Annotated in this window: 14 protein-coding genes; 9 read left to right on the plus strand and 5 right to left on the minus strand. The window is 38.8% G+C overall.

Features of this window, described 5'->3' with window-relative positions; translation table 11 throughout:
• Positions 1–274 precede the first annotated feature (274 nt).
• From LVD15_RS26500 to LVD15_RS26535, 8 genes are all read left to right on the plus strand, one after another.
• Positions 275–1243, plus strand: coding sequence for a vWA domain-containing protein (locus LVD15_RS26500; RefSeq protein ID WP_233778207.1), 969 nt, complete (start codon positions 275–277; stop codon positions 1241–1243).
• A 9-nt stretch (positions 1244–1252) separates the two neighbouring features.
• Complete coding sequence (locus LVD15_RS26505; protein WP_233778208.1) at positions 1253–2173, plus strand: tetratricopeptide repeat protein; 921 nt, start codon at positions 1253–1255, stop codon at positions 2171–2173.
• 126 nt (positions 2174–2299) lie between these two features.
• Positions 2300–3478: an acetyl-CoA C-acyltransferase gene (locus LVD15_RS26510; protein WP_233778209.1), complete on the plus strand. Its 1179-nt coding sequence runs from the start codon at positions 2300–2302 to the stop codon at positions 3476–3478.
• Positions 3479–3572: 94 nt separating this feature from the next.
• Positions 3573–4907 carry a toxin-antitoxin system YwqK family antitoxin gene (locus LVD15_RS26515; RefSeq protein ID WP_233778210.1) on the plus strand — a complete coding sequence of 445 codons (1335 nt, stop codon included), beginning with the start codon at positions 3573–3575 and terminating at the stop codon, positions 4905–4907.
• A 40-nt stretch (positions 4908–4947) separates the two neighbouring features.
• A complete protein-coding gene (locus tag LVD15_RS26520) occupies positions 4948–5889 on the plus strand; it encodes a phosphoribosylaminoimidazolesuccinocarboxamide synthase (RefSeq protein ID WP_233778211.1) in 942 nt (313 codons plus the stop codon).
• Between the two features lie 50 nt (positions 5890–5939).
• Entirely contained in the window at positions 5940–6323 is a 384-nt protein-coding gene (locus LVD15_RS26525; RefSeq protein WP_202246383.1) for an STAS domain-containing protein, read from the plus strand.
• A gap of 15 nt (positions 6324–6338) precedes the next feature.
• Entirely contained in the window at positions 6339–7256 is a 918-nt protein-coding gene (locus LVD15_RS26530) for a ribonuclease Z (protein WP_233778212.1), read from the plus strand.
• A complete protein-coding gene (locus tag LVD15_RS26535) occupies positions 7257–8060 on the plus strand; it encodes a queuosine precursor transporter (RefSeq protein WP_233778213.1) in 804 nt (267 codons plus the stop codon). It begins immediately after the preceding gene.
• On the opposite strand, the gene LVD15_RS26540 is transcribed toward LVD15_RS26535, so the two are convergent.
• Complete coding sequence (locus LVD15_RS26540) at positions 8057–9514, minus strand: TonB-dependent receptor (RefSeq protein WP_233778214.1); 1458 nt, start codon at positions 9512–9514, stop codon at positions 8057–8059. The two genes, LVD15_RS26535 and LVD15_RS26540, sit on opposite strands and share 4 nt — an antisense overlap.
• 336 nt (positions 9515–9850) lie before the next feature.
• On the opposite strand from LVD15_RS26540, the gene LVD15_RS26545 reads away from it, so the two are divergent.
• Complete coding sequence (locus LVD15_RS26545) at positions 9851–11230, plus strand: sodium-dependent transporter (RefSeq protein ID WP_233778215.1); 1380 nt, start codon at positions 9851–9853, stop codon at positions 11228–11230.
• A 264-nt stretch (positions 11231–11494) separates the two neighbouring features.
• Here LVD15_RS26545 and LVD15_RS26550 read toward each other — a convergent pair whose 3' ends face one another.
• From LVD15_RS26550 to LVD15_RS26565, 4 genes are all read right to left on the minus strand, one after another.
• Positions 11495–12832 carry a transposase gene (locus LVD15_RS26550; RefSeq protein ID WP_233778216.1) on the minus strand — a complete coding sequence of 446 codons (1338 nt, stop codon included), beginning with the start codon at positions 12830–12832 and terminating at the stop codon, positions 11495–11497.
• Between the two features lie 235 nt (positions 12833–13067).
• On the minus strand, positions 13068–13385 hold the full coding sequence (locus LVD15_RS26555) for a hypothetical protein (protein WP_233778217.1): 318 nt from the start codon (positions 13383–13385) through the stop codon (positions 13068–13070).
• Complete coding sequence (locus LVD15_RS26560) at positions 13339–14661, minus strand: ArnT family glycosyltransferase (protein ID WP_233778218.1); 1323 nt, start codon at positions 14659–14661, stop codon at positions 13339–13341. Before LVD15_RS26560 ends, LVD15_RS26555 begins: the two co-directional genes overlap by 47 nt.
• A 49-nt stretch (positions 14662–14710) precedes the next feature.
• On the minus strand, positions 14711–15829 hold the full coding sequence (locus LVD15_RS26565) for a glycosyltransferase family 4 protein (RefSeq protein ID WP_233778219.1): 1119 nt from the start codon (positions 15827–15829) through the stop codon (positions 14711–14713).
• Positions 15830–15927: the final 98 nt, after the last annotated feature.

Here is a 15927-nt window from a genome sequence, read left to right on the forward strand (position 1 = left end):
CCGTAATTTCTTGCTTTTTTCAACAGTGTTGCCGTCCCTCGTTTGCTCTTGCCCTCACTGCTTTCCCTAAAAGCGAGTGCAAATATAACAGAACTCTTTCCTCTTTACCAAACACTTCCTAAAAGTTTTTTAAAATATTTTTTCTCACACAAACTAAACCCGCTTTTAACCCGTTAATTGACCAGTCTTGTATTTAATAGACTTGGTATTTGAGTGCATTGAGAGCTTTTATATATTTGCCTCTTTGCCACCATTAATTGGAAGTTTTTATATCATGAACTGGCTTTACTCTTTAACCGGCCTGGAAATGGCTTTTGTATTACTTTTTGTCATATTCTACATCGCCTATATCATTAGGGTAGTGAGCATTGGCAGAAAATTAAGAACACCATTCGGACAAGTGTTTATAAAAACCGTAGTCCGTACTGTGTACTTTGCCTTGCTTGTAATCGCGCTCATGGGGCCTTCTTTCGGAGAAACCAAAAGAGAAGTGAAATCAGTAGGTAAAGATATTTTTGTATTGGTAGACCTTTCTCAGTCTATGAATGCTACAGACATACAACCTTCTCGGTTAGAGAAAGTGAAATTTGAGCTTAAAAATATTGTTGAAGCTTTTAACTCAGACAGAATTGGAGTTATCATTTTTTCTTCTGAAGCATTCATGCAAGCCCCGCTCACTTTTGATCAAAATGCGCTTAATCTCTTCATAGAAACCCTCAACACCTCACTGGTGCCCAACGCAGGTACGGACTTTGGCCCTCCCCTACGCATGGCACTGGATAAGCTTAATAATGAAGACTCCCCCATTACCCAGCAAAAATCTAAGGTAATAGTGCTTATTAGTGATGGTGAAGACTTTGGAGAAGACACCGAAGAGGTAATTAATGAAATAGAAGATCAGAATATTAAACTATTCACCCTGGGTGTAGGTACCTCCAGAGGTAGTAAGTTAATGGAAGCCGGACAGTACAAAAAGGATAATGAAGGCAAAGATGTGCTTACCCGCTTAGATAACCGCACCTTAAGGCAACTGGCTAAAGAAACTGATGGTGAGTATTTTGAAATCAATGAAACTAATAATGATGTTTCTCGATTAATAAATACGATTAACAATATTGAAGGCGAACTTAGAGATACTCGTCAGGTAGATGTTTCGGCTAACCGATATTATTATTTTTTAGCTGCAGCACTTTTACTAATTTTACTAGATGTTCTTGTTTCTATAAAAACAATTAAGATTTAAAAAAGGCCTATGAAGTACCTTGTTTTAACGGTTTTAGTAATGGTAAGCTCCTCTTTTGGAGAGCTCGATCGTATTGCGAAGATCAATAAGCTTAAAAAAGAAGCTAAAGAAGCTTATAACAGCGGAAATTTTGACAAGGCTATTGATAACTACCACTATCTGCTAGATACGCTGCAGATGGAAGACGACAATATTACGCTTAACCTGGCCAATGCCTACTTCCAAAAGAAAGACACTACCAATGCTTTTAATAACTATGAGAGCATAATCAACAGCGAAAATAAAAGTGTACGCTCGGTAGCTCATCAGCAGCTGGGCATTATGGCTAACAGAACCAAGAAATACGAAGAGGCGCTGGAACACTTCAAACAAGCCCTAAAAGCTGACCCTACTAATGAAGAGGCCCGCTATAATTATGAGATGGTGAAAAAGGCTCTTGAGAATCAAAAAGACCAAAACAACCAGGATCAGGATAAAAACGACGAGAATAAAGATCAGCAAGATCAAAAGGATCAACAAGACAAGGATCAGAAAAACCAAGATAAGAAAGACGGCGATCAGGAAAACGAAGATCAGCAGAATCAGGATCAGCAAAGTGAAGATGAGAAAGGTCAGGAAAAAGACCAGCAAGAGAAAGACGGAAAACCTGACGAAAAAGATAAAGAAGGAGAAGAGCAGAAAAAGGGCGAAAAAGACGATACTAAGAAAGAAGACGCAGACGAAAAGCAGCAAGCAGGAGAAGAAAATGACAAAAAAGAAGGTGACGAAGAGAATATGAGCTCCGTATCTGAGAAGCTTAAAGAAATGAAAATGTCTCCTGAAAAGGCTAAAATGATACTGGAAGCCTTAAAAAACAAAGAGATTCAATATTACCAGCAAAATAAACACAAGGCTACCAAGCCAAAATCATCTGGCAAGCCTGACTGGTAAAAGCATATTCACTTCCACTGCTGAGCACGCCTACTCCTCAGCAGTGGAAGTAAAATTCCAATTGTTCCCAAAAACAATTATCTTCATTACTCAACCGAGTATTCCCTCATTAAAACCAATACTATTATGCAAGAAGTTTATATTGTTTCTGCTGTAAGAACGCCTATTGGCAGTTTTGGAGGTAGCCTTGCCAGCCTTACCGCTGTGCAACTGGGCGCCACAGCCATTAAAGCGGCGCTAAGCAAAGCTGGCGTAGAAGGCAGCAGCGTTAATGAAGTTTTTCTAGGTAATGTCATTTCTGCCGGGCTGGGCCAAGCGCCTGCTCGCCAGGCAGCCGTGGGTGCCGGACTGGGTTATTCCGTACCCTGCACCACCGTAAATAAAGTATGTGCTTCAGGCATGAAATCAGTAATGCTGGCTGCTCAAAGTATTATGCTGGGGCAAAATGATGTGGTAGTAGCCGGAGGTATGGAAAGCATGTCTAACGTGCCCTACTACGTACCCAAAGCCAGGTATGGTTATAAATACGGCCATGGCCAACTCATAGATGGTCTCATGCATGATGGCCTTTGGGAGGCCTATAATGAATTCCCGATGGGCAACTGCGCTGACAATACTGCCTCTGAAATGAATCTCACCCGTGAGCAGCAAGATGAATATGCTATTCAATCATACAAGCGCTCAGCAGCAGCCTGGGAGGCAGGTAAATTTGCAGAAGAAGTAATTCCTGTAGAAGTACCGCAGCGCAGAGGTGAACCCCTTATCTTCGATCAGGATGAAGAGTATAAAAATGTTAATTTCGACAAAATACCCTCTCTAAGACCCGTTTTCTCTAAAGAAGGTACTGTAACCGCAGCTAATGCTTCTACCATTAATGATGGCGCTTCTGCCCTTGTGCTAGTGAGCGAGGCAAAACTAAAGGAACTCAACCTTACTCCCCTGGCTAAAATCACCGGCTTTGCTGATGCTGCCCAAGATCCATTATGGTTTACCACTGCCCCTGCGCTAGCAATACCTAAAGCCATAAAAAATGCCGGAATAGACGCGTCAGCCGTAGATTTCTACGAAATTAATGAAGCCTTCTCTGCTGTAGCATTGGCAAATATTAAAGAACTCAACCTTGATCCTGACAAAGTAAATGTAAACGGTGGAGCTGTAGCACTTGGACACCCGCTGGGCTGCTCAGGAGCAAGAATAATTACTACCCTGCATAGCGTTTTAAGTCAAAATAAAGGAAAAGTAGGTGTGGCAGGTATTTGCAACGGCGGCGGTGGTGCCTCGGCCATTGTTATTGAAAAAGTATAATAAGGCATTTTCTTTCTTTAAATAATATCATCTAAAGCCTTTCGTTTACATCGAAAGGCTTTTTTTCGTTTCATCATGTCACTATATTTGACTTATGGCTAAATTCTCACTTTTACTAATACTCATTATCCCCTTTGCTGCCCAGGCTCAGAAGGAAGTTCGCACCTTCTATGATGAAGAGGGCACCATACTCAAAGAAGTCTACCATGTTAGTAACGCTGATGGTGGAATAGATGGTATTTATAAAAAATTCTACCCTCAAAATGAAGCTTTGGCCATGGAAGGCCATTTCTCTCAAGGAATTAAAGATGGCGTTTTTAAAGAATACTATGAGAATGGTCAGCTCAAAAGAGAGATGAAGTTTAACAAAGGCCAGAAAGAAGGCCCCGTGGTAGTTTACAGCGCTTCTGGCAAAGTGATTCAAACAGCGAGCTTTCAGGATAATGAAATTGCTGATAGCCTGTACATCTATTACAACTCTGGCAGCCTTAAAAGTCGCGGCTATTTCGTAAACGGTAAGCCTGATGGCACATTACTGGAATATTACCCTTCCGGAAGCATTAAGAAAGAAATTACTTATGAAGGAGGTTTTCAGTCAGGCATTACTAAAGAGTATTATGAAAACGGGCAACTACTCAATGAAGGTAACTATCATAAAGGGGTATTGCATGGCTACTATAAAACCTATTATGAAAATGGGCAAATAGAAACAGAGTCTGAAATGGAAGACGGTGAAAAAACCGGAGTTTTTAAAACTTACACTAAAGAAGGCAAGCCCTTACTCATAGGCCACTACAAAAATGGACTTATGGATGGTGAGAATATTGGTTATTATGCTGATGGCTCTATTGAACATCAGTTTAACTATACTGAAGGCAAAAAAGCCGGTAAATCATTTTTTCACAATAGTGCTATTAAAACCATTTACAAACTATCAAAAGGCAACGCAGCCCTTACTGTAGAGCGCTATGACTCACTGGGCCACATGCTAGCCGTAGAAAAATATGAAAATGATAAAGCTCATGGTGAGTGGGTAGATTATTATGAAAACGGCCATAAAAAGAAAACTCAAACTTTTGATAAAGGTAAATTAAACGGCTTGGTCACCACCTATTATGAAAATGGGCAAAAAGAATCTGAAATGACCTACCAATTTGATTTAAGAAAAGGTTCATATACTGAATATTTTGATAATGGGCAGGTAAAAACCCTAATGAACTTCCATAATGACAAGCCTCATGGCTCTTATAAAACTTACCATAAAAACGGCCAGGAAGAGATAGATGGAGAATATGTAACCAGCAGAAAGGTAGGCCATTGGAAGTATTATGATGAAAACGGAGCACTGGAAAAGATAGAAACTTATAGCCGCGGCAAGCTCTCAAATGTTGACTCCGGACCATTCGAAGAGCAAGAAACAAAAGAATAAATTTTTAATCTGTTCCCAGCTACTTAAATTTGCGCCACCTATGAAATCCCTTAAAGAAACAAATTATAATTTCCCCGGGCAGACCAACTTTTACAGAGGCAAGGTTCGGGACATTTACTATTTTGATAAGAAAATGGTAATGGTGGCGTCAGATAGAATTTCAGCCTTTGATGTGGTACTTCCAAGAGCTATCCCTTTTAAAGGGCAGGTGCTTAACCAAGTGGCACAAAAAAACCTGGAAGCTACAAGAGATATTTGCCCTAACTGGCTGGAAGCAAGCCCTGATCCTAACGTAGCAGTAGGACTTATGTGCGATCCTTTCCCTGTAGAAATGGTGATAAGAGGCTACCTGGCAGGCCACGCTTGGAGAGAGTACAGAGACGGCAAAAGAACGCTTTGTGGTGTAGCATTACCAGAAGGACTAAAAGAAAATGATAAACTTCCTCAGCCTATCATTACGCCTACTACCAAAGCGCATGAAGGCCATGACGAAGATATTTCTAAAGAAGAAATTTTAAGCAGCGGCTTAGTGTCTAAAGAAGACTACGAGCAGCTGGAAAAATATACTTTTGCTCTATTTCAAAGAGGAACGGAATTAGCGAAAGAAAGAGATTTGATCCTGGTAGATACTAAATATGAATTTGGTAAACTCAATGATGAAATCTACCTGATAGATGAAGTCCACACTCCTGATTCATCAAGGTATTTTTATCTGGATGGATACGCAGAGAGACAAGACAGCGGCGAATCTCAGAAGCAATTGTCTAAAGAATTTGTGAGGCAGTGGTTAATCGCCAATGGCTTTCAAGGCAAAGATGGACAATCAGTACCTGAAATGACTGACGAGGTTGTAAAATCAATTTCTGATAGGTATCTTGAGCTTTTTGAAAAGGTTACTGGAGAAGTTTTAAATAAGCAAGATTATTCAAACGTAGACACACGTATTGAAAATAAAATTCTCGAATATATTAAAACTCAGTAAGCTGAATATCAGTTTAAGGAAGAAGTATCTCAACTAAACCAAAGAAAAAAATGAAATATACTATAGATAAACAAGATAAATATAGCTTATTGAAGCTACATGAAGAAAAGCTGGACTCCAGCATTGCTCCTAGCCTAAAGTCAGAGTTAATTACCACTCATGCGGAAGGAGTAAAAAATATCATCCTTGATTTATCGGAAGTTAAATACACTGATTCTTCTGGCTTAAGTGCCTTATTAGTAGGCAACAGGGTTATTCAGGAAGATAGCGGCATTTTTGTATTGGCAGGACTTTCAGAACATACTCATAAACTCATAAAAATATCTCAGCTAGACAGTGTTTTAAACATACTGCCTACTGTAGAGGAAGCAGTAGATGCTGTGTTTATGAACGAATTAGAAAACGACCTGAAAGAAGGAGAAGAAGATCATTGAGTTGAACCTATAAATTTGTCTTTCGAACTAAAAATACTCGGATCCAATTCAGCCACACCTGCGTATGGCAGACACCATACCGCCCAGCTATTAAGGGTTAAAAGTCATAATTTTCTTATTGACTGTGGTGAAGGCACACAAATACAGCTTTCAAGGTATAAGTGTAAAGCGTTACGCATTAATCATATTTTCATAAGTCATTTGCATGGTGATCATTATTTAGGTCTGATGGGCCTAATTTTCACCATGCATTTGCTACAGCGCAAAGATGACCTCTTCATCTATGGGCAAAAGGGGCTTCAAGAGATTATTACTACACAACTGAAGTACTCAGACACTTCTCTTAATTACAAAATCCATTTTCATGAGCTACAAAATGACTGCTCAGAATTGCTTTTTGAAGACAAGTTACTCACCGTTCATAGTTTCCCTTTAAACCATAGAATAGCCTGTTGTGGGTTTTTATTTAAGGAAAAACCCAAACCTATTCGCCTGAATAAAGAGAAACTTCCGGAGAACATCAGTTTGACACAAATTGGCGACCTCAAAAAGGGTCTTGACATACTAGACGATGAAGGCAATGTTTTATATAAAAACAGCGATATTACCCTTCCTCCAAGAAAAAGTAGAACCTATGCCTACTGTTCAGACACTAAGTATGATGAAAGTATTCTCCCTTATATCTCTAACGCAGACTTACTTTACCATGAAGCTACTTTCTTAGAAGAAAAAGCTATATGGGCAGAAAAGACCTTTCACAGCACTACGACTCAGGCGGCTACAATAGCCAAAATGGCGGGTGTAAAACACCTGCTTATCGGACATTATTCTGCCAGATACAAAGATCTATCTCCATTTTTAAATGAAGCTAAATCTGTCTTTGAAAACACTTCCCTAGCTACAGAAGGAGAATCTACACATGTGCCTGAATAAATGAAAAACATAATAGACAAGAAAACTAACCTCTTTATCATATTAAGTGGTATTTTCCTCACTAATGCCTTATTAGCAGAGCTAGTAGGAACTAAAATATTTTCACTGGAAGCTACTATGGGCTTCCCTCCTGCCAAAATTCCTATGCTGGGAGATTGGGTGCTGGATTTTAACCTCACAGCCGGGGTAGTGTTATGGCCCGTAGTATTTGTTACCTCTGATATTATCAATGAATACTTTGGAAAACAAGGGGTGAAAAAGATCAGCTATCTTACCATTGTCTTCATCATATACATGTTCTTGATTATTTCTGTAGTAAGCTGGCTAAAACCCGCACAGTTTTGGCTAGATGTAAACGCTACTGATGATTCGGGTAATGCCTTTAATATTAACTACGCTTTTAATAAAGTCTTTCTACAAGGAGCCAGAATCATTGTAGGTTCGCTGGTAGCTTTTTTACTAGGTCAGCTGCTAGATGTGTATGTTTTTCATAAGCTGCGCGCCATCACTGGCAGCAAAAAGCTGTGGCTCAGAGCCACAGGGTCTACCTTAATTTCTCAACTGGTAGACAGCTTTGTAGTGCTATTTGTAGCCTTTTATCTGCTGGCGGCCAAAGATTCTAAATGGACTCTCATTCAGGTATTATCTGTAGGCACTATTAATTATACCTACAAATTCATAATAGCAATCATTATGACACCGGCCTTATACATTATCCATTCATTAATAGATAAGTATTTAGGAAAAGATAAAGCCCATGAACTGATGGAAGATGCAGCATCAAAAAGTGGCTCCTTTTTTTAGGAGCCCTGCTTTTCTTTATCTGCTAATTCTTTAGTTGCCACATCCGTATCACAAGGATAGTCAAATAGGCATTTTTCTTTCACGGCACTTACCACTTTTCTTGGCACCATAGCCTCCCAGCCTTCTTCACCAGACTTAATCATAGACAAGACATTATCAGAAATAATGTGCAGGTTGTCTACATTGGCTCCTTTAATATTTTCCAGCTTGTCGTTATCAATCAAATAACCGAACAGCCCTTTTAATTTAGCCGGTAGTTCAAAGTTATCAAGCGTGTACAGCTCCTCTCCTTCTTCATCTGGCTTGGTAGCCGGGTACACATAAATCTTCACATTATTACCAAACAAAGTACCGAAGGCCTCTAGCACTCCTCCTCTCAGGTCAGTATAATATTTCTCATCAAATACCCTTTGCAGGTTATAAATACCTAGTATAATACCTATTTTTCTACCTTTGGTAATCTCAGAGAGGTAATCTACCAGTTTATAATATTCAGGGTAGTTAGAGATCATCACGTTTTGACCTAAAGAGCAAATGATGTCCACCCTGTTTAAGAAATCCTTTTCATCAATCTCACCTTCCATCCTCAAGTCACTGAGCGTAAGCTCGGTAAGCACTACTATTTTATCTCTATCAACATCCGGCTCCTTTTTAAAGTGGCGCCTGGAAGCCAACAGCATATCCACATTAACATGAGTAACAGGTCTGAATCTACCTCTCAGTATTAATACATTTTTCTTATAAAGCGCTTCTGAAGGCTGCATGGCATTACCATCAGGGCCAAACATAGCGGCATGAGTAAAGCCACTTTTAACTAGTTTTAAGCTCATCAGCCTGTTATCTACATGCGAATAATCAGGGCCGCTAAGCCTAAACATATCTATTTCTATTCTCCCGGGAGTGATGCCATCCATCAGAGACTCCAGCAACTGCTCAGCATCTTTAAAAAAGAAACATCCGAATATAAGGTTAACCCCAATGGTTCCTAATGCTTGCTGCTGCAGTAGCACATCATTATCACTCATCTTCACATGGAGTACACATTCGTTATACTCTCCTCCTGGCGTGCACTGGAAACGAAGGCCTATCCACCCATGAGGCTGGTTACTTCTTTTATAGTTAAGTGCCTCTACGGTATTAGCAAAAGCAAAAAACTTGGTATTGGGAGCTCTGTGAGGTAATCGCTCTATGAGCAAATCATATTCATGCTCCAACATTTTCATGAGCCGGGGCTCGCATACATATCGTTCACAGTATCCATATATGGCATCACTAAAACTCATATCATAGGCTGACATAGTTTTAGCTACTGTACCAGATGCTCCTCCTGCTTTAAAGAAATTGGCAGCTACCTCCTGGCCGGCTCCAATTTCTGCAAAAGATCCGTAAATATCTTTACTTAAATTTATCTGAAGAGCTTTTTCCTTTGTGGTTAATTTTCTTAGTGAGTCCATTCCGTTTGCCTGTTCTTCCTCAAAACAATGAGGATTTATATCTATTTACAAATATTTAGTAAACCATGTTTTATACATTACAAAATTACGTATAAAGGGGTTTACTATTAGACCATTTTAGTGATTAAAAGTCACCAGTAGTAGTGAGAGATTTAGCCCTTAAATATTTTCCTAAAGGTAGTGCAGAAGAATGGAATTGGCCTATATTTTCATGTAATATTGCTGATTTATTAACGTTTTATAACCTTTTACATAGAAATAGAACTACGTCTGTGCTTTTTCTTTTGAATAATCATAAAATGTACATATTTTCAACGCCCGAAACGAAAATACATTATGGCAAACAGAGGAGGATTTAGTAGTAAATTAGGATTTATCTTTGCAGCTGCAGGCTCAGCGGTAGGACTAGGAAATATATGGAAATTTCCCTACGAAGCTGGCTTAAATGGTGGAGCTGTTTTTTTAGTTATATACTTAATATTAACAGTAGTAGTATGCTATCCGATTATGGTTGGAGAGATCGCTATTGGTAGAAGAGCACAGGCTGATGCCTATGGTTCCTATAAAAAATTAGGAGGTAGAAAATGGGGTCTTATTGGCCTTTTTGGAATTATCTGCGGAGTAATGATACTCTCTTTCTACAATGTGGTAGCCGGCTGGGCCTTTGGTTACTTCCTTGAGATATCATTCGGCTCTCTATTGAAGCAAGGAAATTATTCTGAGTTTTTCTCATCTTACGTAGCTGACATTACAGATAACTTCATTTTCTCATTCTGCTTCATGATTATCACCGCTTTTATTGTGGTAAAAGGAGTACAGGGAGGAATTGAAAAGGCTTCTAAAATATTAATGCCTGTTCTGTTCATCATTCTTATTGGCCTTATCATCTATGCCGTTACATTGCCTAACGCTCTTGATGGCGTGAAATATTACTTACTGCCAGACTTCAGCACATTTAGAGCAGAAGCGCTTTATTCTGCACTAGGTCAGGCTTTCTTTTCACTCTCATTAGGTATGGGAGCCTTAATCACTTACGGATCATATATCAGCAAAAATGATAACATTATATCATCAGCTGCTATGATTACTATAATGGATGCAGGTGTAGCATTCCTTGCAGGATTGCTCATTTTCCCTTTGATATTCTCTCAAAACCTGGAACCTACTGCTGGCCCCGGTCTGGTTTTCGTAGTGCTTCCTGGCGTATTTGAAGCTATGGGACCATTTATAGGTAGAATAATAGGTGGAGGATTCTTCCTACTGCTATGCTTCGCGGCGTTAACTTCTACTATTAGCTTGCTAGAGGTACCTGTAGCCTACTTGGTAGATGAAAAGAAATGGCCAAGAAAAAGAGTAGTATGGTTACTTGGTTTAGTAGTATTTCTTGTAGGAATACCAAGTATGCTATCTCAGGGTGCTGTTGAAATGTTCACTAAATTAGGCTTCTACAGCGATAAAGATTTCCTGACTTTCGTAGCAGAGGTATTTAGTGATGTTAGTTTGCCATTAGGCGGATGCTTGATGTCTATATTCATAGCTGTAAAATGGAAAAAAGAGAATTTCAGTGATGAAATAGCGCAAGGAAACCCTAAATATAAAGGCTCATTCCTGGAAAAATTCATCAACGTGATGATTACTGTGATAAGCCCGTTTATACTAGCCTTCTTATTCATTAATACAGTATTGGCTAAGTTCTTCGAAATAAGCTTGATCTAAACAAAAGATATATAAAAAGTAAAAGCCTCCTGATTCAATTTCAGGAGGCTTTTTTTAGGCCTCCCTTGATAATTACATAAATCAAAACAAGATATAAAAGCTGGACTGATTAAGTCCAGCTTTTTTTGTTATAAATCTGAACACCTTCCGCTTTAGCGTCTTCGAAAAGTGCAAAATCGTGAGTGGTTTTATTAATAAATCTGAAGGAATATCGATTTAGAATAGTATAGACACACCGATCCCTAAGGCTTTTCTGATTTAGGTTTAGGCGGCCTGAAGTAGTGGTATGTTTTCTGATTTCTTTTTGCTCATCTTAACAGCATTGGCCATCATAACGGCAAAGAATACATGTATCATTTCTCGTTTTTCTCCCTTAACCTTGATTTTATTCAGGCCGTAAGCCGTTTTATGGGTACCAAAACTTCCCTCCATCACGGTTGCTCTCTGGTTAGAGATGAGGCTTCTGAGTTTGCTTTCCTCAGGTTTGTTTATCTTGGGGCCTTTCTTTGGAAAGCAAGTGAACACTTTCCTTACTGTTAAATACTTTCTGTTGGCATTAGTGGCATAAATGCGATCTGCCCCCAGCTGATGAAGGGAGCCAAATATCGATCTATGTTTTAAACTACTTATTTTTAGTCTGGTACTTTCATTGAATGCCCTGAACTCCATGGCATCAATAAAGCAGATGCCGTCAACCTGAAGCATGTGGGCTTTCATTCCAAACTCAACCCTTTTAGTTTCTTTGCCTCGTACGATAGGCCTGACATAAGGTCTGGGAAGCGATACTATCCTGTTTTTCAATTCTTTAGCTGGATGATGCTGCAAGAATTGCTGTTGCCCAAGTACCTTCTGTATTGTTTTTAGGTATGCTCGCTCTTGAAAGTGAAGCTGTATTTGTGGGTTTTCATTGAGTAAGTACTGCAGCTGTCCAAGCCCTTTGGACAGTAGATATATCAATGCCTTTTTACGCTTGCGTCCAGCTTTGTATGTCTTTTTTCGACTACGATCGTAAGACATCTGCTTGCGTTTTTGATCTATATATTTGGAGCGAGGCCGTTTTACACCTAATATTTTACTCCATCTGTAAAGCTGTTTTTCAAACACCCATTGACAGCTTTCCCAAAGTAGTTTTACATCGGTAGGAAAACGAATATAACTTTCATAGCAAGTGGCATCCATTAAGAGAACATGCGTATTATTCATATCTCTTTTCCAATGATGAATGAGTACTTCCTGAAGTTGTTGCCAATCAGTATTATCAGCCATATACGTCCTGATTCTACTTAAAATGGCCTTATCCTTAATTCTTTGGTTATCATCCAACAATTTATTGCAAAAAAGCTGAAGGCTCCAGTCAGTATTAAATCGTTCTATTAACTTCTCGTCACTCAGGTTTAAATAAGATTTTAGAAACATTAGACCAAACATGCCTTGGGCCGAAAACCAGCGGGGTGCGCCTGGGCCTCTATTTTCCTTTGGCAAACATTCTGAAAGTTGACTCCAAGGAATAGTATTATAAACTTTCCCCAAGGTGCTATTCTTGAATAAGTACCATTTTGGAGTTAAGTAATCTTGCGGTTGGAAAAGCTCTTGATCTCTCATATATTGCAGTGTTAATTGTGATTAGGCACTACAATTTAACAAATCAAAAACCCCGAAAAAAGCTTTATATAGCTAATTTCGGGGTTTTATTTTATGCTTTAATACTGATAAGTAACTGTATTTCAGTGTTTTTTATTTAAAAGGGAGGCCCTTTTTATGTCTTTAAATCTCTTGCCTTTCTTGATCAACACAATCAATAAGGAGTCAATTGAACTACTGCAAGCAATTAGGTAGCTTAATCCTCTACCTTATAAACTCTGGCAACATCATTTCTGTGAATTCTGGGGTTGAAGAAATGTAGTAGTTGATCAAAATGAGAAGGCTCTATTTCTGTTTCTAATTTCAGCTTCTTACCAGGAAACAAAGCATCGACACGTTTTTTACGTTCATTAAAATTTTGGTCTCCTTTAAAAATAACATAATTAGGCCTTTTCTGAACACTGTCCATCTCTAACTGCAGCTCCTCCACTGTCTTGTTTGATCCCAGACTAAATACCATTTTATAATCAGGGTCCAGGTATTTTTTTAGTGGCCTTATCTTGTAAAACTCCACCTAAGTCATCACTAAACTCATTATAATCTACACAGCCTGTACCCATATAATAAACCGGCACCTGTTTCACTGACCCACGTTCACTTTCTACTATAACACTGCTCACATCATTTTTATGATATAAATAATACATAGGTTCTACCCTATCTCTTTTAGTAAAAGTAAGTGCCATGGCCACAGCTGCTATAATATTGATGCTCCAGAAGAATGTCCACAGCCCTTTATGCAACCTCTGATTCTTCAGCCAAAATTTTGATTTAGCCACAAAATCATTCCACCCTATAATCCCAATAATAATCAGCATAGGGTACATTGGTAGTATAAAACGCTCCTGTTTATTAGGAAACAAACTGTGAACGAGAAAGAAAATGATAATCCCTACGTACATCATAGGTTCCACTTTTCTACCTCTTAAAAAACCCCAGAGAATAAACACACTCACCGGTGGCACCAAAAAGCCAAGAGTAGTAAGCAAGAACTTGTGCGGGCCGCCAGTAATGTAGTTATAAGCATTTTCACTATTGTAAGCGAAATAATCTACCACGTACTGAAAGGGATAATCAAAGAAGATGATATCTGGTATACCTATTATTATAAATGCTGTAATAAGGAAACCTATTGTAAACAGTATGCTGCTCACCCATTCTTTTCTAAACAGGAATATGATACCAATACCACCAGCAAATAGCACTGTATGCATTCTCACCACAAAAGCTAATCCGAAAAGTACGCCAGCTCCCAAAAAAGTAAGGGCTTTGCGCTTATCCCAGTATTTCAAAATCAGGTAAAAGCCTGCTAACATAGGAGGAACACAAACTAATTCTGCCAGAAACTTAACGCTTAAGTAAGGCATAAACCAAAGTAAGGCCAAGATCCATCCTACTAAATTTGCTGCCTTTCGGTTAGAAAGCATTAAAGTTATTTTATAAGCAAAATAAATGGTGAGCAATGAGTAAAAAGCATGAAATAGCCTTAATACAGTAGTTTTTACAATAGGATCCATAATACCCACGCCTTCCATGAGCCATATGAAAACCGCATTAATACCTGCGTAAAACATGCTGTGCTTTGGGGGGTGCTCCGCTTCTAACCAGTGCGGGATACCACTAGCCCAGTGCTGCGCTACCCTGGTTACACAAAAGTGATCGTCATGAAAAGCGTAGCCTTCTGAGAAAAAAGAAGCCAACAACCTTAAGAACAAACCCACTGCTAATATTACTGTCAGAGGATTACTGTCTATGTATTGCCTCCAGGATGATTTACCTAAATTAGTCAAACCTAATGAATTTAATGATCGGCAAAACTAATTTTTTAATTGATTGAAATCAAGAAGCAGAGAGGTGAGCTGCAGTAATTGGTTCAGGCTGAGCGTATAATAAAGACTCAAAAAGGTATTCAAAATTATTTACTGTTCTCTTCACTGAAAACTCCTGAGCCGTTTTATAGCCTTCTATTTTCAGTTGTGCTGCCAGTTCCTTATCATGATAAATAGCTATTAATGCAGAGGATAGTTCACCTATATTATTATCCTGAAAAAGCAGGCCGTTCTCTCTGTTTCTTATCAGATCTAAGTTGCCGGCTAGTGCTGTAGCTATTACCGGAGTTTTGAGATACATCGCCTCCAACAGTGCCTGCGATAACCCTTCCATTCTTGACGGCAGCACTTTAACATCAAATATTTTATAGTAAGCCAAAATCATTTCCTGATCTACCGTACCCTCAAAGAAAATATCATGCTTTAAATCCAGCTTCTGTATTTGTCGCCTAAACTCAGGCGTTTCTTCTATACCTGCAAAAATCACCTTAGCCTTAAAATCAAGATCAGCCAGAGCTTGCAGCAACTGATTTTGCTCTTTAATCCGGGCTACACAGCCAATCACAAAGTCGCCTGGCTTAATTCCAAACTTATCTTTTAAATGATCCATCTGCTTAAGATCTATGCCTTCATACTTTTCAGGAGGAGTGCCATTATAGATCACTTCTATTTTATTCCTGGAAATGCCTTTGTCTAATAAGGATTTTTCAATACCGTGACTCACCGCCACTATCTTATCTGCCCCACGCATATAAAAAAGGCTTTGTATACCGCCCAAACTTTTAGACACCTGCCGGCGTGTGTGCACTATTTTTACTGGCAACTGATATTTCCATTTAGCCAAAATGGAGGTATAACGATCTTTTCCTGATTGTGCATTTATAATATCAATTTTAAACTTAGTTACTGCCTCTTTGATCTGTTTTATATTTTCCGAATCCCATTTAGAGGCAAAAGTCATGGCAATAACACGCACCTGACTATCCTTAAGGTTTCTATATAATAAAGATTCTTTGCGGCACCCCACATATATTTTATGCCCCTTTTCCGCTAGTCCTTTAGCTAGATAAATGATAGAGTTAGTAGACCCTGCAATATCTCCCTGATATGTTAAGAATAGTATATTCATAATAAAGCTCCTCCTTATGCGAAAATTGGCATTTGGAGGAGCTTTATGAAAATATCTTGGTTATGAATGTTTTAAGTCTTTAAGCCGATTTCACAGCT

It is taken from the genome of Fulvivirga maritima (assembly GCF_021389955.1).
GTDB lineage: Bacteria > Bacteroidota > Bacteroidia > Cytophagales > Cyclobacteriaceae > Fulvivirga > Fulvivirga maritima.

What these genes read in the sequence shown, in the direction of transcription:
- LVD15_RS26500 (WP_233778207.1), top strand. Translation starts at nt 275, where the DNA reads ATGAACTGGCTTTACTCTTTAACCGGCCTGGAAATGGCTTTTGTATTA.
- LVD15_RS26505 (WP_233778208.1), top strand. Translation starts at nt 1,253, where the DNA reads ATGAAGTACCTTGTTTTAACGGTTTTAGTAATGGTAAGCTCCTCTTTT.
- LVD15_RS26510 (WP_233778209.1), top strand. Translation starts at nt 2,300, where the DNA reads ATGCAAGAAGTTTATATTGTTTCTGCTGTAAGAACGCCTATTGGCAGT.
- LVD15_RS26515 (WP_233778210.1), top strand. Translation starts at nt 3,573, where the DNA reads ATGGCTAAATTCTCACTTTTACTAATACTCATTATCCCCTTTGCTGCC.
- LVD15_RS26520 (WP_233778211.1), top strand. Translation starts at nt 4,948, where the DNA reads ATGAAATCCCTTAAAGAAACAAATTATAATTTCCCCGGGCAGACCAAC.
- LVD15_RS26525 (WP_202246383.1), top strand. Translation starts at nt 5,940, where the DNA reads ATGAAATATACTATAGATAAACAAGATAAATATAGCTTATTGAAGCTA.
- LVD15_RS26535 (WP_233778213.1), top strand. Translation starts at nt 7,257, where the DNA reads ATGAAAAACATAATAGACAAGAAAACTAACCTCTTTATCATATTAAGT.
- LVD15_RS26540 (WP_233778214.1), bottom strand. Translation starts at nt 9,514, where the DNA reads ATGGACTCACTAAGAAAATTAACCACAAAGGAAAAAGCTCTTCAGATA.
- LVD15_RS26545 (WP_233778215.1), top strand. Translation starts at nt 9,851, where the DNA reads ATGGCAAACAGAGGAGGATTTAGTAGTAAATTAGGATTTATCTTTGCA.
- LVD15_RS26550 (WP_233778216.1), bottom strand. Translation starts at nt 12,832, where the DNA reads ATGAGAGATCAAGAGCTTTTCCAACCGCAAGATTACTTAACTCCAAAA.
- LVD15_RS26565 (WP_233778219.1), bottom strand. Translation starts at nt 15,829, where the DNA reads ATGAATATACTATTCTTAACATATCAGGGAGATATTGCAGGGTCTACT.